22 protein-coding genes are annotated in these 21,035 nt (G+C 50.9%); 13 read left to right on the plus strand and 9 right to left on the minus strand.

Going from position 1 to position 21,035, the window contains the following annotated elements; all coding sequences use genetic code 11:
• Positions 1-173 precede the first annotated feature (173 nt).
• On the minus strand, positions 174-488 hold the full coding sequence (locus H6F86_RS22105; RefSeq protein WP_190451291.1) for a YkvA family protein: 315 nt from the start codon (positions 486-488) through the stop codon (positions 174-176).
• 477 nt (positions 489-965) lie between these two features.
• On the opposite strand from H6F86_RS22105, the gene H6F86_RS22110 reads away from it, so the two are divergent.
• The 7 genes from H6F86_RS22110 (at position 966) to H6F86_RS22140 (ending at position 8,139) form a co-directional block, all read left to right on the plus strand.
• A complete protein-coding gene (locus H6F86_RS22110; RefSeq protein WP_190451293.1) occupies positions 966-1,607 on the plus strand; it encodes a MotA/TolQ/ExbB proton channel family protein in 642 nt (213 codons plus the stop codon).
• Between the two features lie 51 nt (positions 1,608-1,658).
• Positions 1,659-2,273 (plus strand): biopolymer transporter ExbD, encoded by a 615-nt coding sequence (locus H6F86_RS22115; RefSeq protein ID WP_190451295.1) that lies wholly within the window; start codon positions 1,659-1,661, stop codon positions 2,271-2,273.
• 186 nt (positions 2,274-2,459) lie between these two features.
• Positions 2,460-2,984, plus strand: a complete 525-nt coding sequence (locus tag H6F86_RS22120; protein ID WP_190451297.1) for a hypothetical protein — start codon at positions 2,460-2,462, stop codon at positions 2,982-2,984.
• Between the two features lie 385 nt (positions 2,985-3,369).
• Positions 3,370-5,823, plus strand: a complete 2,454-nt coding sequence (locus tag H6F86_RS22125; protein ID WP_199305416.1) for a glycosyltransferase — start codon at positions 3,370-3,372, stop codon at positions 5,821-5,823.
• A gap of 185 nt (positions 5,824-6,008) precedes the next feature.
• On the plus strand, positions 6,009-7,085 hold the full coding sequence (locus tag H6F86_RS22130; protein WP_190451299.1) for a fatty acid desaturase: 1,077 nt from the start codon (positions 6,009-6,011) through the stop codon (positions 7,083-7,085).
• A 6-nt stretch (positions 7,086-7,091) separates the two neighbouring features.
• Positions 7,092-7,307 carry a hypothetical protein gene (locus tag H6F86_RS22135; protein ID WP_190451301.1) on the plus strand — a complete coding sequence of 72 codons (216 nt, stop codon included), beginning with the start codon at positions 7,092-7,094 and terminating at the stop codon, positions 7,305-7,307.
• Positions 7,308-7,353: 46 nt separating this feature from the next.
• Positions 7,354-8,139: a dienelactone hydrolase family protein gene (locus H6F86_RS22140; protein ID WP_190451677.1), complete on the plus strand. Its 786-nt coding sequence runs from the start codon at positions 7,354-7,356 to the stop codon at positions 8,137-8,139.
• A 5-nt stretch (positions 8,140-8,144) separates the two neighbouring features.
• Here H6F86_RS22140 and H6F86_RS22145 read toward each other — a convergent pair whose 3' ends face one another.
• The 7 genes from H6F86_RS22145 to H6F86_RS22175 all read right to left on the minus strand — a co-directional run bounded on the left by H6F86_RS22145 (position 8,145) and on the right by H6F86_RS22175 (position 12,030).
• Complete coding sequence (locus H6F86_RS22145) at positions 8,145-8,525, minus strand: hypothetical protein (protein WP_190451303.1); 381 nt, start codon at positions 8,523-8,525, stop codon at positions 8,145-8,147.
• 81 nt (positions 8,526-8,606) lie between these two features.
• Positions 8,607-8,981, minus strand: a complete 375-nt coding sequence (locus tag H6F86_RS22150) for a hypothetical protein (RefSeq protein WP_190451305.1) — start codon at positions 8,979-8,981, stop codon at positions 8,607-8,609.
• A 173-nt stretch (positions 8,982-9,154) separates the two neighbouring features.
• Positions 9,155-9,427, minus strand: a complete 273-nt coding sequence (locus H6F86_RS22155; protein WP_190451307.1) for a hypothetical protein — start codon at positions 9,425-9,427, stop codon at positions 9,155-9,157.
• 67 nt (positions 9,428-9,494) lie between these two features.
• Positions 9,495-9,848 (minus strand): hypothetical protein, encoded by a 354-nt coding sequence (locus H6F86_RS22160; RefSeq protein WP_190451308.1) that lies wholly within the window; start codon positions 9,846-9,848, stop codon positions 9,495-9,497.
• Positions 9,849-10,164: 316 nt separating this feature from the next.
• Positions 10,165-11,295 (minus strand): glycine oxidase ThiO, encoded by a 1,131-nt coding sequence (gene thiO / locus H6F86_RS22165; protein ID WP_190451311.1) that lies wholly within the window; start codon positions 11,293-11,295, stop codon positions 10,165-10,167.
• A gap of 14 nt (positions 11,296-11,309) precedes the next feature.
• Complete coding sequence (locus H6F86_RS22170; protein ID WP_190451313.1) at positions 11,310-11,585, minus strand: hypothetical protein; 276 nt, start codon at positions 11,583-11,585, stop codon at positions 11,310-11,312.
• A gap of 100 nt (positions 11,586-11,685) precedes the next feature.
• Positions 11,686-12,030 (minus strand): 2Fe-2S iron-sulfur cluster binding domain-containing protein, encoded by a 345-nt coding sequence (locus tag H6F86_RS22175; RefSeq protein WP_190451315.1) that lies wholly within the window; start codon positions 12,028-12,030, stop codon positions 11,686-11,688.
• Between the two features lie 205 nt (positions 12,031-12,235).
• On the opposite strand from H6F86_RS22175, the gene cimA reads away from it, so the two are divergent.
• The 3 genes from cimA (at position 12,236) to H6F86_RS22190 (ending at position 16,616) form a co-directional block, all read left to right on the plus strand.
• Positions 12,236-13,972, plus strand: a complete 1,737-nt coding sequence (gene cimA, locus H6F86_RS22180) for a citramalate synthase (protein ID WP_190451679.1) — start codon at positions 12,236-12,238, stop codon at positions 13,970-13,972.
• Positions 13,973-14,124: 152 nt separating this feature from the next.
• The gene (locus H6F86_RS22185; protein WP_190451317.1) at positions 14,125-15,669 is read left to right on the plus strand and encodes an FAD-binding oxidoreductase; all 1,545 of its coding nucleotides are present in this window, start codon (positions 14,125-14,127) and stop codon (positions 15,667-15,669) included.
• Positions 15,670-15,773: 104 nt separating this feature from the next.
• Positions 15,774-16,616, plus strand: a complete 843-nt coding sequence (locus tag H6F86_RS22190) for a transglutaminase-like domain-containing protein (RefSeq protein WP_190451320.1) — start codon at positions 15,774-15,776, stop codon at positions 16,614-16,616.
• Between the two features lie 51 nt (positions 16,617-16,667).
• On the opposite strand, the gene H6F86_RS22195 is transcribed toward H6F86_RS22190, so the two are convergent.
• On the minus strand, positions 16,668-17,924 hold the full coding sequence (locus tag H6F86_RS22195) for a hypothetical protein (RefSeq protein WP_190451322.1): 1,257 nt from the start codon (positions 17,922-17,924) through the stop codon (positions 16,668-16,670).
• A gap of 299 nt (positions 17,925-18,223) precedes the next feature.
• On the opposite strand from H6F86_RS22195, the gene H6F86_RS22200 reads away from it, so the two are divergent.
• From H6F86_RS22200 to H6F86_RS22210, 3 genes are all read left to right on the plus strand, one after another.
• Positions 18,224-19,525: a sugar ABC transporter substrate-binding protein gene (locus H6F86_RS22200; RefSeq protein ID WP_190451323.1), complete on the plus strand. Its 1,302-nt coding sequence runs from the start codon at positions 18,224-18,226 to the stop codon at positions 19,523-19,525.
• Between the two features lie 63 nt (positions 19,526-19,588).
• Positions 19,589-19,855: a hypothetical protein gene (locus H6F86_RS22205; protein ID WP_190451325.1), complete on the plus strand. Its 267-nt coding sequence runs from the start codon at positions 19,589-19,591 to the stop codon at positions 19,853-19,855.
• 535 nt (positions 19,856-20,390) lie between these two features.
• Positions 20,391-20,957, plus strand: a complete 567-nt coding sequence (locus H6F86_RS22210) for a PTPA-CTERM sorting domain-containing protein (protein WP_190451327.1) — start codon at positions 20,391-20,393, stop codon at positions 20,955-20,957.
• Positions 20,958-21,035: the final 78 nt, after the last annotated feature.

Here is a 21,035-nt window from a genome sequence, read left to right on the forward strand (position 1 = left end):
CCTAAACCCAGTCCAGGGATTCCTCAAACTAGAAAGCAACTCAAATAGCCCTAAGCCAAAAAGCAGGCTATAAGGGTATCGCAACAAAAAAGCAGAGGCAGCACGAACAGTTGCACCTCTGCTTTTTAAGTTTCTGCAAAAACATGACTAAACTCAGCCGAAAAGCGTCTATTCTACTCAGCTGATACAGCATTGACGTCGACCGTTTTTGTCTCTGATTTATACCCTGGCACAGCCGCATCCGCTGTTTGTACAGCGTCCTCAGCTTTGCGCCCTTTTACTTTTAGCCGCTCAAGCGCCCAAGTTGACAGCTCTGCAACCAGGAGGGTAGCAATCAAACCGTCGTCAATCCAGCCCACAATCGGAATAAAATCTGGCGAAATATCAATCGGGCTAATGAGGTAAATCAACGAACCGGCGATGATCCACCAACGATATTTAGGGTTGCGAATAACGTTGCGATACCAACCTGTAATCGAATCTTTCATCAACGTGTCTCCTCTAATTACATTTAAATCTTGACAGATCGCTTAAAAGAGTTCCGGTGTGGATAACCTCCCTATGCTATGGAGAGCGTCAGTACGGTATAACGATAACGGCAGTGAGAGGGTCCAGAATCTACCATTGGATAGTGGTAGAGCACAGCGCGGCTTACTTAAGCAAGAGCATGTGGTTCAGGACTTAAGAAACGTAAGTAAAGCAAGTAATAACTGCTCTATAGCAGTTATTACTTGCTTGCTAATACTTTGCTTAGCCGCCGCCGCTTATCGGTTAATCCCCCGCCTCATATACCCACGTTGCACCCAAAACATTCTGTCTAGTTTTGACTGAAGTTTTATCAGTCTGCTTGAATGAGGTACTAAATCCTTAGAATTGAGTAGCCTCAGATTTGCTAATAAGGCGCTTTACTAACAAGGTAAAGCGAAGTGCTGAGGTAGAGAACCTATTGGAGGGTAGAACAAGCTGTGAGTGTTGTAGAAATTTTTCAAAAGGGTGGCGCGACGATGCTGCCCTTACTCTTTCTCTCGATTCTGGCACTAAGCGTCATTATTGAGCGGGTCTGGTTCTGGACAAGTGTGCTGCTCAAGGAGCGTGAAATTGTCAATCGTGTGCTGGATGCAGCGCGGCGGGACTGGGGTGCTGCTAAGGAGATTGCACAACAGGCACATGAGCAACCGATCGGGCGGTTTCTCTACAATCCACTACAACTTGAAAATGCCGATCCAGAGATGTTTCGACTGGCATTAGAGACGACAGCAGACGAGGAACTGTCGTCAATGCGTCGGGGCGACAAGGTGCTGGAAGCAGTGATTGCACTGTCTCCTTTATTGGGGCTACTGGGCACGGTGATTGGGCTGATTATTTCGTTAGGGTCAATCCGTCTTGGTGATATCGGCACTGCTTCAACGGCAGGTGTGACAGCAGGGATTGGCGAAGCTCTCATTAGTACAGCCGCCGGACTAATTGTCGCGATTTTGAGTCTGATCTTTTACCGACTGTTTCAAGGTCTCTTGTTTAACCAGGTGAAGATCTTTCGCAAAGCTGGGAATGATTTAGAACTGCTTTACCGCCAGTACTGGATTGATCAGAGGAGTAAGCACCCGTAGAACAGCGTGTTTACATGTGGATTGGGAATGTGATTTCTCTAAGGACTAAACATGAAAATTAACCTTGATACGCCAGCAGAGGAAGTCCAGATTCAAATTATTCCGTTGATTGACGTCATCTTCTGCATCCTGACGTTTTTTATTTTGGCGGCGCTCCAGCTCACTCGTCAGCAAGGCATCAACATCGATCTACCCACTGCTACAACGGGCACGCCACAGATGCGGCAGATGTTAGTGGTAACAGTAAATGCGGCAGGGCAAACGTTTATTGATAAGCAATTGATCGATCGCACACAGCTTTATCAGCAGCTACAGGATTATCGCCAGAAAAACCCAGCTGGACTGTTGGTACTCAATGCGTCCCAGACAGCGTTTTATAACGATGTGGTGCAAATTTTGGATGTGATGCGACAGGTTGGGGGCGATCGGGTCGCACTAGCAACCCAGCCAGCTGAAGCTAATCAGCCTCCTGGCTCAACGCCTGCTCCAACTGCTACCCCCAATACTGTTACGCCGACACCTGATCCGTTTAGCATCTTTGGTACACCCACTCCAAATCAAACGCTTGATCCAGGGCAGTATCAGTTCCCGCCTGCGTCTGGACAATCTGGACAACCTTCTGGTAACAGCATTCCTGGTACCCCTGCACCCAGGACGAGTCCCTAAGGAGGCGATCCCTAGCTTTCGGCAGCTAGGGATCTAAAGAGTTAACGTCTAACCGCTAATCTGTTCCTTTGTGTTGAGGTAAGGTTCTTACTCTTGGTACACATCCTTCTAGCCTTTCACCATTAATGTTTGAGTATCGGTAAGCTAACAAGTCTTGCCGCCAAACTAGCTGAGAGGTCACGTGTGATGAATAACGACAACCTTAGAAAAACTAATGAGCCTGATGCCAATCTTGATCCGCTGACAGGTCAGACAGGTGCTCATCCAGTTGGCACTGGTGTTGGCGCGGCTGGAGCAGGTGCTGCTGGGGCGGCAATTGGTGGCGCAGTCGGTGGACCAGTTGGTGCTGTGGTCGGTGCAGTCGTTGGCGCAGTCAGCGGTGGGTTAGCAGGTAAAGGTGTAGCTGAACGGGTCAACCCTACAGTCGAAGATGCTTATTGGCGTGAGCACTATGCGTCTCGCCCTTACGTTGAGCCAGACCACGACTATACCGACTACGAACCTGCTTATCGCACTGGTTATGAAGGTTATTCAAGCCATTCCGATCGCGGCTTGACATACGATCAAGCTGAACCTACTCTGCGCCAAAGTTACGAAGAACGTCATGGTGGTAAAGGCTTGGCATGGGAAAAGGCAAAGCATGCTACTCGTGATGCATGGGATCGAGCAGAACGGGCAATTCCTGGTGACGCAGATCACGATGGCAAATAGAACATCGTTTAAAGATCGTAGCTAGCGAGTAATCCTCGCCCATAGCAGATTGCTGTTAAGCAAGAGACTACTAAACCTCAGTGCGTTTAGTAGTCTTTTTGTTGTGCGTTAAAAACAGTTTGCCCCACGGCTATTGCCATTGCAGCTATTTAGAGTAGTTAATCTCGCAAACTGCCCACTTTAAACATCTGAATAGGATTCACAATCGTATCTTTATTAACTACATTAAGAAACGTTTCGGCGCGTGGGTGCTACTAGACGATCGCTCTGTCTAATCTGTGCTGTTGCCATACTAGCAACCGTGCCTAGATGACAAAAAGCCAATCGTTTTGCTTCTACATTGCGTTGAAACATTACCCAATTGAGTTTGGTGGAGGAGTAACCGATGGCGATTTCTCAAGTTAAGCATCAAGCTCTAAAAGGCTTTAAGCGGCAATTTCGTCCTCGTACAGCAACGTTGGTGCTTTTTGGTACGGTCATGTTAGCAGCGGGAGTTTGCGCTGCCTGGTTTGCCAGAGAAGGTAGCATCGATCGTATCTTTGCTCGACTGAACTGGCTGCAAGAGTCCCCACCGTTGTGGGTGGGTGTGCCGATGCTGGCAATGCATTACCTACTGGCACCAACAGTCATCCTCTTGCTAGTCGCTTTAGTGATCATGCGGGTGTCTCCAGAACCCCGCCGTTGGTCGCGGACGATCGTAGTCGGCATTTTATTGACGTTGACGTTTCGGTACATTGCATGGCGATCGCTATCAACCCTCAACCTTGCTGATCCGCTCAATGGCGTGTTTAGTCTAGGCTTGTTTCTGTTAGAGATGCTTATGTTAGTTGGTGGCATCATTCAACTTTTTTTGATGCTGCGGATTAAAGATCGCCGACGCGAAGCCGATCGTCACGCTGTTGCTGTTTTAGAAGGACGGTTCACCCCGACGGTAGCGATTTTAATACCGACCTATAACGAGCCAGTGTTCATCGTGCGGCGCACAATCATGGGTTGTCAGGCGATGGACTATCCTCATAAGCGGATTTATTTGCTAGACGACACGCGGCGACCCGAAATGCAGGCGCTGGCAGCAGCAATCGGCTGTAAGTACATTGCGCGACCAAACAACCACCATGCTAAAGCAGGGAATTTAAACTACGCATTGTCAAGCACACCAGAAGGACTGCCTCGGACTCAGGGTGACCTCATTGCCGTGTTTGATGCTGACTTTGTACCTACTCGTAACTTTCTTACGCGCACAGTTGGTTTTTTTCAGGACGAACAAGTTGCCCTAGTGCAAACGCCGCAGAGTTTCTATAATCCTGACCCGATCGCCCATAATCTTGGGTTAGAAGACATTCTGATACCAGAAGAAGAAGTCTTTTATCGACAAATTCAGCCAATTCGAGATGGGGCTGGGGGCGTGATTTGTGCAGGCACATCGTTTGTAGTGCGGCGCAGCGCCCTTCAAGAAGTTGGAGGCTTTGTCACAGACTCATTAAGTGAAGATTATTTCACAGGCATTCGGCTGGCAGCGCGAGGCTACCAATTACTCTACCTGGATGAAAAACTGAGTGCAGGCTTGGCAGCAGACAATATGGCGGCTCACGCGGCGCAAAGACTCCGCTGGGCACGCGGTACACTCCAGGCATTTTTTATTGAAGCCAATCCCCTGACCATTCCCGGACTCAAACCGCTGCAACGTCTGGCGCATCTGGAAGGTTTGTTGAGTTGGTTTACCAGCATTTCGCGCGTGGGCTACCTAATGGTGCCGCTAGCATTTTCATTTCTGGGCGTGATTCCATTGCGGGCAACGCTGGAGGAGGTGCTTTATTTCTTCTTACCCTACTATGTGGTGCAGCTCACGTTTTTTTCGTGGCTTAACCACCACTCACGATCGGCATTGCTCTCAGATATCTATTCACTGGTTTTAACGTTTCCCCTAGCGATGACAGTGATTCAAGTTATGCTGAGTCCCTTCTCCAAAGGCTTCAACGTGACACCAAAGGGCACTGCGAGCGATCGCTATTCCTTTAACTGGAACCTGGCATTGCCCCTCATCGTACTGTTTGTAATGACCGCTATTAGCCTATGGCGCAATCTTGGTCTGTGTCTGGTAAGTGGCTGGTCAGTCACCGTTGCGCCAGAGCTGAAAGGGTTGGGGCTAGGTTGGCTCTGGAGTGGCTATAACCTGGTGATGATCGGGATTGCACTGCTGATTTTGTTAGATGTTCCTAAACCTGACCCCAATGACTGGTTTGACCTGCGCCGGACTGTACGGATGAGCCTGCTGCCGTCGATCGACGAGTATGCAACGACAGAAAGGCAGCCACGTAAGGATATAACCAACATTGCGGCCGGAAACTGGGGGTCCTACCCTAGGGCGACCTATGGCGGCGATACTAAAAGTACTCCCATTGCTGCTCACCCGTCTCCCCGTCCCCTCTCTCTTTCTCCTCTCGCCTCTCCCCTCACCCTCTGGGGCGTTACCACAATGATTTCTGAGGGTGGAGCCGAAGTCGCTCTGACGCAAGCAGGCTTCCCGACATTAAGAGCAGGAGAGGCGCTGCCGATAACGCTAGAAATTATGGAAGTAGGCTTGACGCTGCAAGGTGTAGCAGTTCGCAGCCGTGTCAAAGATGAGTTTCCGACGGTGCGCGTCATGTTTGAACCGATGAATTTGCAACAGCAGCGTTGTTTAGTGGAAATGTTGTACTGCCGTCCGGGGCAGTGGAAGCGACGTAAAACACCTGGAGAGTGGCAATCGTTGCTCCTGCTGTTCAAAATTTTGCTGAAACCACGAGTGTTGTTTGATCGCACGATCGATGTCCGAGCGATCGAGGTAGCAAAAGGTTAGGACGATCATCGTTACAAAGGGATACAAAACTAATTTCTCTTCTGAAAAGCTCAGTAAAATCTTGGAGCCGTTCCCTCGGATTGTGCAGAAATTGCCGACAACACCGTGATCTCACCTAGATGAATGTAAACAATATGGCAGTAAAATAAGCTCCGTTGTGCAAATCAGGTCAAAGCAAAAATTTCGTGCCATATAATTTCATAACTCTTGACGAATCTGCATCGGTAGATTCGTCGTCTGCTTCAGAAGCATTGCCATTTACGTTACAAGACCTGAGAGCAAGTATTCCGGCTTACTGTTTTGAACCCTCTGTTTGGAGGTCGCTTTCATACTTCTTTTTAGATTTGGGGATCATTGCCACTCTGTATGCGATCGCCCACGTTATCAATGCCTGGTGGTTCTTTCCTTTTTTCTGGCTGGCACAGGGAACCATGTTTTGGGCACTGTTTGTCGTCGGGCATGATTGCGGTCACGGCTCTTTTTCACGCCAAAAGTGGCTGAACAGTCTCATTGGGCACCTCTCGCACACGCCCATTTTGGTGCCGTACCACGGTTGGCGGATCAGTCATCGGACGCATCACCGTAACACAGGCAACCTTGACACCGACGAAAGCTGGTATCCCGTCTCGCAAGCGAAATATGAGCAAATGCCCTGGTACGAAAAGCTGTTTCGCTTTTATTTACCGCTACTTGCTTATCCGATTTATCTGTTTAAGCGATCGTCTGATCGCCAGGGATCGCACTTTCATCCTGCCAGCGATCTCTTTCGACCGTCTGAAAAATGGGATGTGCTGACCAGTACGGCACTATGGACGCTCATGCTTGCCTTCTTAGGTGGCTTAACCTATGCGTATGGCTGGCTCTTTCTGGTGCAGTACTATCTCGCGCCTTACATCGTCTTCGTGATCTGGCTGGATTTAGTCACCTTCTTGCATCATACCGAGCAAGAGATTCCCTGGTATCGCGGTGATGATTGGTTTTTCTTGAAGGGCGCGCTTTCGACTATCGATCGCGACTACGGCTTCATCAACGCTATCCATCACGATATCGGTACACATGTGGCGCATCACATTTTTCTGAGTATGCCTCATTACCATCTCAAAGCGGCAACCAAAGCAATCAAGCCTATTCTTGGTTCCTATTACCGCAAGTCAGATGAATCTATCTGGAGCAGCTTTGTGAAGTCTTATCGTACCTGCCGCTTTGTGCCCAATGATGGGTCGCAGGTCTACTATCAAAGCTCGGAACATCAGCAAAACTAAGCCTTAGTGCTTAAGTTTCTTCGCCAGGCGATCGCGTCGTCCTGCTTAAATACGGCGCGATCGTTCCTCTTTAACAGAAACATTCGTTGGATATTGATACGCTTACTTGCGGTTATTACGCTAGGCTTTTCAGGATTGAAAATGATCGCCCCAAAACAAGCAGAAGCCGCCAAACAACAGGCAGAGAGCCTTTCCCATCTTGCTGCTACAGTGAAACCTTAGGCTCAAATTGTAGAGCAGTTGTTGCCACAGGGCGCATGAGTAATGGCTGTTAAGCGCCGTTGAAACAGGAGATTACCGCGTGCAGATTACCAAACGCAACGTTGAACTGCGGGTAGACGATAGCCTGATGCGAATGTATATTGCCGCGCCCAAGCTAGCAGGGCAATATCCTGGCATTCTCTTCTACAGCGATATTTATCAGTTAGGGGGCGCGATCGCTCGTCTGGTCGATCGCCTGGCAGGTTACGGCTATGTCGTAGCGGCTCCTGAAATTTTTCATCGGCTAGAACCGGTAGGCACGGTCATTGAACCAGATGACTTAGGACGCATGAGAGGTAATGATGCAGCACGGCGCACTGCGATCGCTGACTATGATGCCGATGCTCGTGCTGCGATCGACTGGCTCAAGCAAGACAGCGCTGTACTACCCGAAAAAATTGGCACAATGGGCTTTTGCATTGGTGGTCATCTTGCCCTTCGCGCTGCCTTGCAGTCAGAAGTCAAAGCAGCGGTTTGCTGCTACCCCACAGGTGTCCATAATGGCAAGTTAGGTCAAGGCATTGCCGACACACTTCAGCGCCTGAATGAGATCAGCGGTGATGTACTGCTGGTTTTTGGGACACTGGATACCCATGTACCGGAAGAAGGTCGGCAAGCGATCGACCAGGCACTGACTCATGCTGGCGTAGCGTACAGGAAACTGTTGTACGAAGCCGAGCACACCTTTATGCGCGATGATGGTTATCGCTATGACTCAGCAGCAGCGGATGCTGCCTGGGCAGAACTTACAGCCTTTTTGGCACAGGTTTTTGGCAAGCAAGCCGTTAACTAAGGCGCTTACTGAATTTTGGCTTCAAACGAGCGACAAAAATCTTGCATACCGGTTTTCATCGCAAAAATGGCGACAGGCGTTGCCAACTTCAGCGGCAGCATGGTGTGTTCAGTCAGGGTCAGGAGAAGGTTGCCTGTTAACCCGTCTTCCAGACTTTCTTTCAGGTCAGCGCGACAAAGAATGTGTCGCCACTGCTTGGCTAACCCTTCGATCCAGCGATCGTTGGTATCCGGTTCCTGACCCACCTGAATTGCCAGCGCGATCGCTGCATCTTCCAGGTCGCCTTCACAGTCCTCAATCTCGTTTAGAGCCGTCAACGCATCGGGATAATCAGCCAGATCAACTCGAAATTGCTCAATCTCTTCTGGTGTCACAGTGATGGGCATAGGTCAGCAAACATTACAGCTTGCGCGATCGTATCACTTTAGAGCCTGACGGTGGCTGCTTTGCAAACGCTGGCGCGGCCGCTATAGCCCAACCAGTTCACGCGATTCTAAACCTGTCAGCTTTTGGGCGATGGTGAGCCGTGTTTCTAGCTTGGCAACGCTGAACTCATTCCGCAAATGTTCTAGACGTGCCAGAGCATTTGCCTTCTCGGTTGAGATGCGGTTGAGTGCATCCAACCCACGCTGATACTCCTGATTCACCTGAAGCACTTCAAAGCGGCGAGCCTTGCGCTGGTTATCGTTCTTGAGTGCCGTCTCAAAGGCAACGACCATTTCGGCATTGCCTTCCAGTCGCGCAAGGTGCTGACGCACTTCTGCCATCTGGTACTCGAATTCGTTCACTGCCTGAGCCGCCTGAGCGATCGCGCTGGGATATTGGCTAAGACTAAGTTTCATAGAAGTATCCTCAAAAAGTAAGGCATAACGAAAAGACGATCGATTAGGAGGCTATAGGTGAAGTGTCGTTGCCGCTGAGATGAAGCGATCGCGTCTAACCGCTTGGTCAATCAGCTTTAAATCGGTAAGCGGACTGCCGGCTCAGTGCTGCAATGTCATTAAACTAAGACTCTTTAGGCAACTAACTCCTTCAGTTGAGGCAGCGGCGCACGATTGGGCAATTCAATAGCCGCAGCAACCTGCTTTACTTGCTCAACATCAGCTTTCTCCAACACGCTGACTTCAAGCTTGACTGCAATCAAATACGACCCAGCTTCCCCTCCTACTGCTTGGGCAACTAAGGCTGCCAGCGCCGGATGCTCTGCCGTAATAGGGTCACGCAGCGTACAACGCTCCCAGTCGTACTTTGCTTTTGGGTCGAGGTTGAGAATGTAGTGCTTCGTCATGAGACAAAACCTCAATGGTATATATGTACTATTTTAGTGAATTTTCACGAGAGTTTCAAGCGTAGTTTTAGGCTGCGATCACCCCTGTTGAAACACCACTGCGATAGGCAGTTTGACCATCTTGTGCCACATTCAACTCAGCATCCCGACGATCCCAATAGGCTAGGGTGCGGGCAAGATCACTGCGTCCATGCAGTCTGATTTCGTACTGTTGCGGCATCACCTGGCTACGGCGAATTTGAAACCTGATGCCTCTTCTAGCAAGGCTTTGGGCAAACGTCTGCGCTTGCTTGAATTGATCAAAACCGAGGTAGCAAACGTCAGAAGCCGCTCGGAAGGGCGATCGTACTACCAGCACCCTGGGCGACAAATACTGCCCGACGCGACCTGGCTGAAAGGAGAAAAACTGACCGACTTGCATTGGCAAAATCCTGGGTAGCGTCTAGTAAGCTGCAGCGTCAATCTGTTTACCGTTTGTAGTACAGGCTGCCAGCCTGCGTGAGCACGATACCCGGCTACAGCAGTTAAGCTTGCGTCACTTCTACTAGTACGATCGTAGTGAAAAAGCACTACCGTTGGGGGCGGCGATCGTGGGTGAAAACCGCTGTCTGAACCAGCTAGTCCAGCAGTCTTTGAGCTTGCAGGTGGGGTTTACCGCACTCTAGCGATCGTGTGTCATCGCTGGCTTGTTTGGCGATCGCTACTTTATGACGGTTGTACCCGAACGTTGACCGTGATTACGACGCGGCTTTGAACCGTGACCAGTGGAAGGCATCTAGTAAGGGGTCGGATTGTTGATGCAAGATGCGATCGACTAGCAGTTGCGCGGTTGCTGGCGCTAACAGAATACCGTTGCGGTAGTGCCCCGTTGCCAGCGTCAAATTGCCGTAAGGGCTAGCACCTAGCAGTGGCAACTCATCAGGCGTTGCGGGTCGAAACCCCCACCAAACCTCTTGCAGCGGCAAGCTTGATAATGCAGGATAAAGCCGCGTCGCTCGCTCTAGCAGGGCTTGTACGCCTTCAGGCGTGTTCTCTGGTGTAAAGCCCACTGCTTCGCTAGTCGCACCAACCACAATCCGCCCATCTTGACGCGGCACGATATAGATCTCGCTGCCAAACAAAACACTTTGCAAGGCAAGAGTTGCCCCTGTGGGAACCTGAACCGACAGCATTTGTCCTTTGCGGGGTAGAACGGGAATAGGCAACAAGTCCTGTGACCAGGCGCCCGTTGCCAGTACGTAATGCGCGGCTTGAAAGGTGCCGTTTGCGGTTTGCACACCAAGCACGCGATCGCCCCGTTGCAGAATTTTTTGGACAGTTGTTGATTCTCGCCATGCTACGCCAGCATCGCAAACGGCTGCCCGCAGTGCTTTTGTCAACAACCGATTATCAACCTGAGCATCGTCAGGATACCACCAACCACCAATGACTTCCTGACTTAAGCCGGGTTGGTGCTGGTGTATCGTGACGCGATCGAGCCAGTGAGCAGGGGGCGGGAGTTGGATAGCAGACAGATTTGCTGCTGTAGAGGCACTAACGTTGGCGTCTGATTCACTCTCGTACACAGGGGCTAGAATGCCACACGACCAATAGCCAGTCGGTAGTCCAGTAAGTGTTTCCAGCTTCTGCGTCCAGTCTGGGTAGAGCGATCGACTCCGCAGGCAAAGCTCCAACATGGCACCAGGGGGAAGCTTTTCTGCCTGAGGCGCTAACATACCAGCGGCAGCATGACTGGCTGCTTCGTTAAAATTGCGGGTCAGTACAGTAACAGTGGCTCCACGCAAGCGTAGTTCAAGGGCGATCGCTAGACCGATCACGCCTCCGCCCACAATCAAAACATCAGACCCTGTATCAGACCGTGCAACCATCTTCTCTCACCTGCTTACCAGCCAGCAGGGATAGCTGGCTGCTGATTGGGCGGCAGAGGAGTCGTTCCAGTAGCAGTACCCGGTTGGGTTTGGTATCGCGTTGATTGTGACACTGTGCCAGTGCCAGACGACGTGCCAGTGGAATCAGCACTGAAACCTGTGCTGCGAGTATCGGAAGCTGAGCTATTGAGTTGATTAGACGCATTGCGCTGAAACAAGGAGGAGTTGGAGAAGCGCAGCCCTGCCAGCACTGCAAATAGAATCAAAACTGCAACGACTATCCGACTCATAACATTCGCTCCAGCGTTAAGGCTCTATGTTCTGCTTCTGCTCTGTACACCCTACGATCGCTCGTCTGATCGCCTCTCCAAGCCCTGCAACGGTAAGGCATTAGATCGATTGCTCAGGTGTCCAGGCAACGCGATCGTCCTGTCCCCAGAAGCCATCATACTTTGTCACCATCAGATCGCCCAAAACCTTCACCTGGCAAGAAAGACGGCGACCTTTTTCAAGGGTATGGGGCGGCAGCGACAGGCGTGTTTTCTCACCCCACTCAAGGTCTGAAACGACGCCATGTACCTCTACCGCACACGTACCACACGTGCCGAATCCATGACAGTTCACTACTGATGCAGCACCGTTGTAGACATCAATCCCATTGTCGAGCAACACCTGACGTAGGTTTGCACCACTTGCACACGTTATCAGTTTGCCTTCGGCTTTGATCGTTGGCATTTCTCAGTTCTCCAGTGCAGGTGTCACCTTCATTGTGATGCCTTTCTGCTTTGGGCGGGTCTCTCTTGAGGTGAAGCCGCGATCGTTTCCGGTCTTCTCCTCTCTTTTCTCCCTCTCCACCATTTCACAACGCAATTTCAGTCGATCGGTCAAACATTTCCTTAAAATAAATGTTTATCGGTTCAAATCTTCCAGTTGCTTCCCCATGACCTCAGACACCCCTCTCTGGATCTACGACACAACGCTACGTGATGGTTCCCAACGAGAAGGTTTGTCGCTTTCTCTGGAAGACAAACTACGCATCGCGCGGCAGCTAGACCGACTGGGCGTACCGTTTATTGAGGGTGGCTGGCCGGGAGCCAATCCCAAGGATGTGCAGTTTTTTTGGCAGCTACAGGAAGAGCCGTTAACGCAAGCAGAACTAGTCGCGTTTTGTTCCACTCGTCGTCCTGGTATGGCAGCAACAGACGATCCAATGCTGCAACCGATTCTGGCAGCAGGTACACGCTGGGTGACAATTTTTGGCAAGTCTTGGGATTTGCACGTGACAGAAGGACTAAAGACGACGCTGGACGAAAACCTGGCAATGATTCAGGACACCATTCAGTATCTTCGCGCTAACGGTCGTCGCGTTATTTATGATGCCGAGCATTGGTTTGATGGCTACAAGCAGAATCCAGCGTATGCGCTAGAGACCTTGAGAGTGGCGATCGCCGCTGGTGCCGAATGGCTCGTCTTCTGCGATACCAATGGCGGCACGTTGCCTCATGAAATTGCCCAAATTGTGCAAGAGGTGATCCAGGTATTTGATTCTTCAGCGGAAGTAGAGGCAGACGGCAGACGGCAGACGGCAGACGGAGAGAGCGCAGAAAAAGTAGAGAAGGCTCAACTCTCCACTCCTCAATTCCCACTCCTCACTCCCCACTCCCCCCGCTTTGGCATTCATACCCACAACGACTCGGACACTGCGGTAGCGAACGCGCTGGCAGCCGTGATGCAGGGCGTTCGTATGGTGCAGGGCACAATTAACGGTTACGGCGAACGCTGCGGCAACGCGAACTTGTGTTCCCTCATCCCGAATCTGCAAGCGAAGCTCGGATTTAGCTGCATTGCAGCTGATCAGTTAGAACAACTCACCGAAACGAGCCGTTTTGTAAGCGAGGTCGTCAATCTTGCCCCTGATGACCATGCGCCCTTTGTCGGGCTGTCAGCTTTTGCTCATAAAGGCGGTATCCACGTTAGCGCAGTGGAGCGAAACCCCCTCACCTATGAGCACATTCGCCCAGAACAAATAGGCAACCGTCGCCGCATTGTGATTTCTGACCAGGCGGGCTTGAGCAACATTCTGGCAAAGGCGCGTAGCTTTGGCATTGAGTTGAACAAACAAGACCCGACCTGCCGTGAAATTCTTCAGCGCTTAAAAGCTCTTGAGAGTGAAGGGTATCAGTTTGAAGCGGCTGAAGCTAGCTTTGAGCTACTGATGCGCGAAGCGCTGGGACAACGCCAAAACGCCTTTGAGGTAAAAGGCTTCCAGGTGCATTACAGCTTGCTATCAGAGACAGATCGCGATCGCGCCACCTCTCTGGCAACTGTCAAGCTAGCCGTAGACGGTAAAGATATACTTGAAGCCGCCGAAGGCAATGGTCCTGTTTCGGCACTCGATGCGGCTTTGCGAAAAGCCCTAATCAGCTTCTATCCCGAAATTGGCACCTTTTACCTGACTGATTACAAGGTACGCATTCTGGATGGTACGGCTGGAACCTCTGCTAAAACGCGGGTGCTCATTGAGTCCAGCAACGGTCATCAACGTTGGACGACGGTTGGCGTGTCCGGCAATATTTTGGAAGCCTCTTATCTAGCAGTCGTGGAAGGCTTGGAATATGGGTTGCTGTTACAAACTCAGGCAAAAGCAGCCCTGGCAGCCTCAGCAACAGCAAAATAAGTGGCTACTCGTTACCTCTAGTGAGGTTGGAGCCGAACGTAGGGGAAGCAGCGGTCTTCTACGCTCTCAGGATTAGTCTTTTACTGGCACTGAACAACGATCGGCGATCGCGTTACGCTGAACGGTAGCCGCCTTCTGTGACACGCCTTGCCATGACTTTGACCGAACAACTGCTGTCTCAGATACCGGGAAACCCGTTGGAAGGACTGAGACGCACCGATCGCCTTTGGCAATCTGTGAAGGACGGCACTCAACCCGTTCCAACTGTGATTGAAGAGAGCCTGGACGTGATCGCGGTCGAGTGGGATGTTGTTGTTTGCGGTGGAACGCTGGGCATTTTGCTAGGGGCAGCGTTGGCGCAGCGAGGTTGGCGAGTGGCGCTGCTGGAACGTGGCTTCCTGCGAGGACGCGACCAGGAATGGAACATTTCACGTCACGAGCTGCAAGTGTTTGTCGAACTGGCACTACTGACTGAAGCAGAGTTGCAGCAGGCGATTGCCACTGAGTACAATCCCGCCCGGATTGCGTTTCTCAACAGTCCTGATGTTTGGGTGCGAGATGTGCTGAACATTGGGGTTGATCCGGTGTCTCTGCTGGAACTGTTGAAACAAAAGTTTCTGACCTACGGTGGGCAGTTGTTTGAGCAAACACCGTTTGAAAGCGCGATCGTTCATCCCAATGGTGTCACCGTTAAAGCAGGACAACAGTCATTCAAAACGCGCCTAGTGCTGGATGCAATGGGACACTTTTCGCCGATCGTGCAACAAGCGCGGCACAGTAAAAAACCGGATGCAGTTTGTTTAGTGGTGGGCACCTGCGCGGACGGCTTTCCCGAAAATAGCACGGGTGATTTGATGGCGACTTTTACACCCATACAGCAGCAGTGCCAATACTTTTGGGAAGCGTTTCCTGCCAGAGACGGGCGCACCACTTACCTATTTACTTATTTAGACGCGCATCCCGAGCGCCCCAGTCTAGAAGCGCTGTTTGATGACTATTTCCGCCTGATGCCTGGCTATCAAACGGTGTCGCTAGAGCAACTCCAGTTCAAACGGGCGCTGTTTGGCTTCTTTCCCTGCTATCGCCAAAGCCCGCTTAAACCACGGTGGCAACGCATTTTACCGATCGGTGATAGCAGTGGCAGTCAATCGCCCCTTAGTTTTGGCGGCTTCGGGGCAATGGTGCGCCATTTAGCACGGTTGACGGGAGGCATTCATGAAGCGTTACAGAGCGATCAGCTGAGTCGTCATGCGTTAGCACGCTTGCAGCCCTATCAACCCAACCTGTCTGTCACCTGGCTTTTTCAGCGATCGATGAGCGTCGGCATGAACCAGACGATCGAGCCAAACCAGATCAACGACTTGCTGGCAATCGTGTTTCAAACTATGAACACGCTGGGCGACCCAGTACTGAAGCCGTTCCTGCAAGATGTAGTACAATTTCCTGCCTTACTGCAAACCCTGGCTCAAACAGCGCTTGCCCATCCTCGCTTGATTCTGAAAATCATCCCTCATGTAGGGCTGCCAACCTTGATTGCCTGGTTGTTTCACTTCACTAGTCTTGCTGTTTACGCTGCTCTTTATCCCTTAGGGCGATCGATATTACCCCAGATCAAACTACTCCCGCCCACTCAACAGTACGATTACCATCGTTGGCTAGAGGCACTGGAGTACGGTTCAGGCGGAGACTATAGATGAGGGCTAAAGGATGAGGGATAAATGGGTTTAAGTTTGAATTTGTTTTTAGCCTCTAGCCGTCCTTCTCCTTCTGCATCAATCCTTACTCCTCTTCCCTCTGCCCCATGAACCGTTCCCTTGCCCGACAATTGTTTCAGCGCGAAGTACAGCAGCCGGATGAACAGATTCATCTGGAACGAGCAGCACTTTATATAGCCCAGGAGGAATATCCTGAGCTGGAGGTAGAGGCATATTTGAATGCGCTGGAAACGATGGCGGCAGATGTCGAAGAGCGATTGCCTATAGAGTTTTATCCGCTCAAAATCATTCAAACGATCAACCGTTATCTTTACGATGATCTGGGGTTTGCAGGCAACACCACAGATTACTACGACCCACGAAACAGCTTTCTAAACGAGGTAATCGATCGTCGCACGGGTATACCGATCACGCTGTCATTGGTTTATTTAGCGATCGCGCGTCGGGTTGGCTTGCCGATGGTAGGCATCAATATGCCGGGGCATTTTTTGATTCGCCCAGACCTGGAGGACGTAGAGATTTGCGTCGATCCGTTTCATCGCGGCGATATCCTATTTCCGCAGGATTGCGAAGAACGGTTGGCTCAAGTGTATGGTCGTCCAGTAGCGCTTAAACCGTCCTTTTTGCAAGCAGTCACGACTCGGCAGTATCTAACGCGAATGTTGACCAACCTAAAGGTGACATACATCGATCGCGGCAAGTTTGACAAGGCGTTAGCAGTCGTCGATCGCTTGCTGTTGCTGGTTCCCAACGCGCCTTTAGAATTGCGCGATCGCGGCATCCTTTACTATCGTCTCGATCGCCCAGTCGATGCCCAGCATGATTTAGAAGCGTACCTTAGCCTATCTCCCACTGCCGCCGAAGCACCAGCAATTCGAGAACTGTTGGCAACCATCCGTCAAGCAAACCAGCCTCTAAGTGATGCCTAATGCTTGTCCAGAGGTTGCCTTTACACTGCTAACGCCTTCTACCGACTCATATTACCGAGTTTGGGCATTCGTGACAGCGCCACCCCGACACTGTTGTGACCAATTTGGTGCCTGCACACGTTTTGCTTGAAGGTTTTGGAGGCGGCTTCTGTAAGAAACCAGTTGCGATCGATAGCCTGCTTGGCTGGCAGGAGTTGCTGCGATCGCGGTGTTGACCACCCGGATCGCCTGCTGCCAGTTTTGGGCACAGGTTGCCTGCTGCAACGCTATATCTAGCGACCCTTGTCCAGACCCAGACTGTAGCGGAGTGGGTGACGCTTGACCATTGCCCGCCGCAGGAGCCGCTGCGCCAGGAGCCGCCTGAGGCGACGTAGGTGTTGCATTTGTCCCCGATTGAGCTGCACCAGGCTGAGTGGCTCCCGGTTGGGTTGTTCCAGAACGAACCGCTCCTGGTTGCACTGCTCCTGGTTGGTTAACTCCTGGTTGGTTAACTCCTGGTTGCACTGCTCCTGGTTGGTTAACTCCTGGTTGCACTGCTCCGGGTTGATTAACTCCGGGTTGGATAGATGGCACAAAGCCGCCAGTACCCTGAATCACCTGTGGTGGGCTTACAACACTAGTAGGGCTGGAACTGCCAGAGGCACCGACAGGCGCACCTGTGTTTGTCCCTGCCGGTTGACCATTGGTCGTTGTTGTGGTTGTACCCGTTACGCCAGTCGCTGGAGTGGTACCTGTTACCCCAGTCGTTGAAGTTGTACCCGTTACACCAGTTGTTGAACCAGGTGCAGCCTGTACAGGCTGCCCATTAATTAAGGTTTGAGACGTGCCAGTAGTTGTCCCTGCCGCTTGACCGTTGGTAGTCGTTGTAGTTGTACCTGCGCCGCCAGTTGTTGAGGTTGTGCCGGTACCGCCAGTCGTTGAACCAGGCGTAATCTGTACAGGCTGCCCGTTAATGCTTTGAGAGGGCGCTTGAACTGCACCGCCAGCTTGTCCACCCGTCGTTTGAGTTTGTCCACCCGTTGTCTGAGTTTGTCCAGTCGTGGCTCGGGTGGCACCCGGCGTTTGTACTCCTGCTCCAGGCGTTCCCAAGTTTGCACCAGGCGTTTGCACTCCTACACCAGGCGTTTGCACCCCTACGCCAGGCGTTCCCAGGTTCGTACCAGGCGTGGAGAGGTTTGGCGACTGACCGACCCCTACAGGTGTTTGGCTAACTAACTGACTGAAAGCGTTACCAGGTAGCAGAATTGGAGCGATCGCTGCTGCTAGAGAAGCCACTGATAGAGAAGCGGTTAGGCGTAGGATATGCATTAGGTTGCCCCCTTATTTAAGCTGCGTATTAAAACAGTGATCTAATTAAGTGAGCTTAGACAAGGTGGACAGGTAATACCTCTGTAAAAAGAGAGATTTGGCAAATGATTTCTAGCACGATCGCCCCTGAGCTAGCTTGCATCCTCTAAACTAAACAAGGCGATCGACCCACTGGGACACAAACGGCACCGTAAAGCAGTCATTGAGGACGAAAGGATCTCCATCCTTCTCCTCTACTTGTGCTCACCCCGCTTCTCCTCTCAATTCCCGCCCCCTAAATGCTTTAGATGATACGTGCAATGAGTCGGACAAAAACCTGGAAACAAATTGGCATTTTTTCGCTGCTGGGCTTCTTGCTCAGTTGGCTGGTGAGTTGCAGTACTGGCGCTCCACCTGCTGCAAACAGCGGGCAAGCAGGCGGCAAGCAAGAAGTCGAATTCTGGACTATGCAGCTCCAGCCCGACTTCACCAACTATTTCAATACACTCATCGCCCAATTTGAGCAGGAAAATCCGACACTCAAGATCCGCTGGGTCGATGTGCCGTGGGCAGATATGCAGCGCAAAATTCTGACGGCTGTCTCTGCTAAAACTGCACCTGATGTCGTAAACCTGAACCCAGATTTTGCTTCGCAACTTGCACAACGCAACGCCTGGCTAACACTGGATGACAAGGTTCCTCGCGACGTGCAGCAGCAATATCTGCCAAAGATTTGGAAAGCCAGCACGCTGAACGACCAGAGCTTCGGCATTCCCTGGTATTTAACGACACGAGTGGCAATCTACAATACGTCGCTGTTAGAGCAAGCGGGAGTAAGCAAGCCCCCCGCAACCTATGCCGAACTTGCTCAGGTTGCCAAGCAGATTAAGGCGAAAACAGGTAAATACGCCTTTTTTACGACGGTTGTACCAGAAGACTCCGGCGAAGTATTGGAATCGTTTGTGCAAATGGGGGTCGATCTGGTCGATGCCCAAGGCAAGGCAGCGTTTAATACGCCTCAGGGTAAAGCAGCATTTCAGTTCTGGGTGGACTTATATAAGAATGAACTGATGCCTAAAGAAGCGTTGACGGAAGGGCATCGTCACGCAATTAACTTGTATCAGCAAGGGCAAACTGCAATTCTGGCTTCAGGTGCTGAGTTTTTGAATACGATCGCCAAAAACGCACCGACGATCGCCAAAGCCTCTGCCTCTGCGCCACAAATTACGGGTGACACAGCAAAGAAAAACGTCGCTGTCATGAATCTGGTGATTCCTAAAAACACAGACGTACCTGATGCTGCCCTTAAGTTTGCCCTCTTTGTCACTAACGATGCCAATCAGTTCTCCTTCGCTAAAGCCGCGAATGTCCTGCCTTCTACGGTGAAGGCACTGCAAGACAGTTACTTTCAGACAGCACCAGCCAACGCCACGCCTGTAGACAAAGCCCGCATTATTAGCGCCAAGCAAATGCAGGATGCCGAAGTGCTGATTCCAGCGATGAAGGACGTAAAACAACTCCAAAAAGTGATCTACGATAATTTGCAGGCAGCAATGTTAGGTCAAAAGGGTGTCGATCAGGCGATCGCTGATGCTGCTGACCAATGGAACCAACGCAGCTAAACCTTGACCCATCGCTTTTAGGTCACAACGTTCGGTAAGAACGACAGCTACTCAAGCAAGACAATGGCAAAACATACCCAGGCACATATTACGCGTACGATCGAGTCCAACAAACCAGACTTCTTCAAAACTCGTACTAAAGAGCAGATGCACTACTATATGGGCGCGAAGCTGATCGAAATCGGCATTGAACCCAAGGCAGTGCTCTACCGTTGGTCGATGGAACTAAAAGGCAATAGCGAGGTCTGGACGTACAGCGCGTACTGGGGCGACTCTAAGGACAAGTTACTTCAGCAAGAAAGCGACTCTCAAACAGGCTCTCATCAGTAACTCTCAGTTGCAGTCAATAAAGTTGCAGCCGATAAATCTGGCTTAGGGACGAAGGGCTCTTCGTTCCCAAGATTGATGCGTGCAATCGAAATTTGTTGGTCACCCACAAACAAATAGGAAATGCACACTTAGCATAGGACACTTTTTCACTTGTCCTACAAGCAGACAGACTCTTAAGCTAATAACCTATCTACGGTTTCGTTTGTCGCTGATAGCCTTTCAGGCTCGTTGATTTCGTAACGTCACCAGTCTTAAGGTAGGTATAATTCTGCTCCTTCAACCGACTTTGCAACGATGTGCCAATTTATTGCTTGCCCCCTTTAAGCAGCAGCCTCGCTTTTGGCAATTTATTGTAGTAGGCATCATTCAGGTGTGTCTTTTAACCCTCTGCTCGACCTTCTTTTCAAGTCATATCAAGCGTTACACAATCCAGGGCATGAGATTTTGCGCTCTGGACGTTACTTGAAAATGAAGCAGTTTGATAAAGGGAACGATCGCAGTGCATCTCCAAAGATTCAACTTTATTGGAGAACTAATGATGACCCTGAAACTAAAAGCCCTTGTGACAGTTGCTGCCATCAGTACCACTGCTGCTTTTGTCACTCATGCCAGTTCAGCATCGGCTGCATCACTGACCTGGAACCTTAATGCTCAGTTTGCTGGCGGTGGCACAGCCACAGGTTCATTCAACTACGATGCAACCAGTGGGGTACTGTCTCAGTTCAACATTAAAACGTTGGCTGGTACATCCGCACCGTCTAACTTCCTTTTCCCAGGTGCGACCTATACGGCTGCATCGTCTACTGGAAGTCTACAAGACTCTATTAGATTAGAACTCATTGGCTCCGAGTTCTCTTTCCAAACGTTGTTCTCTGCACCCTTAACAGAGGCGGGTGGCACAATTTCATTGGTGCCGTCATTCTCCTTTGAAAGACTTCCAGTTCCAGGTGGCGTCGGGATTATTCGTGACTTGGCAAGTGGAACAGTTACAGCATCAGCGACGGCGGTGCCAACACCCGCACTTTTGCCCGGTCTCATTGGTCTAGGGCTAGGCGTTCTCCGTCAGAAGCGCAAGGCTGCACAGGCTAAAACGCTTGGTTAAGCTTCGGCTTCTGTTCCTTGTTTCATTGTTACTGTTGCTTGGTGGATCATCCGATCGCGCTCCCGCGATCGGATTTCT

This window comes from Phormidium sp. FACHB-592 (genome assembly GCF_014695795.1).
Lineage (GTDB): Bacteria > Cyanobacteriota > Cyanobacteriia > Leptolyngbyales > Leptolyngbyaceae > Stenomitos.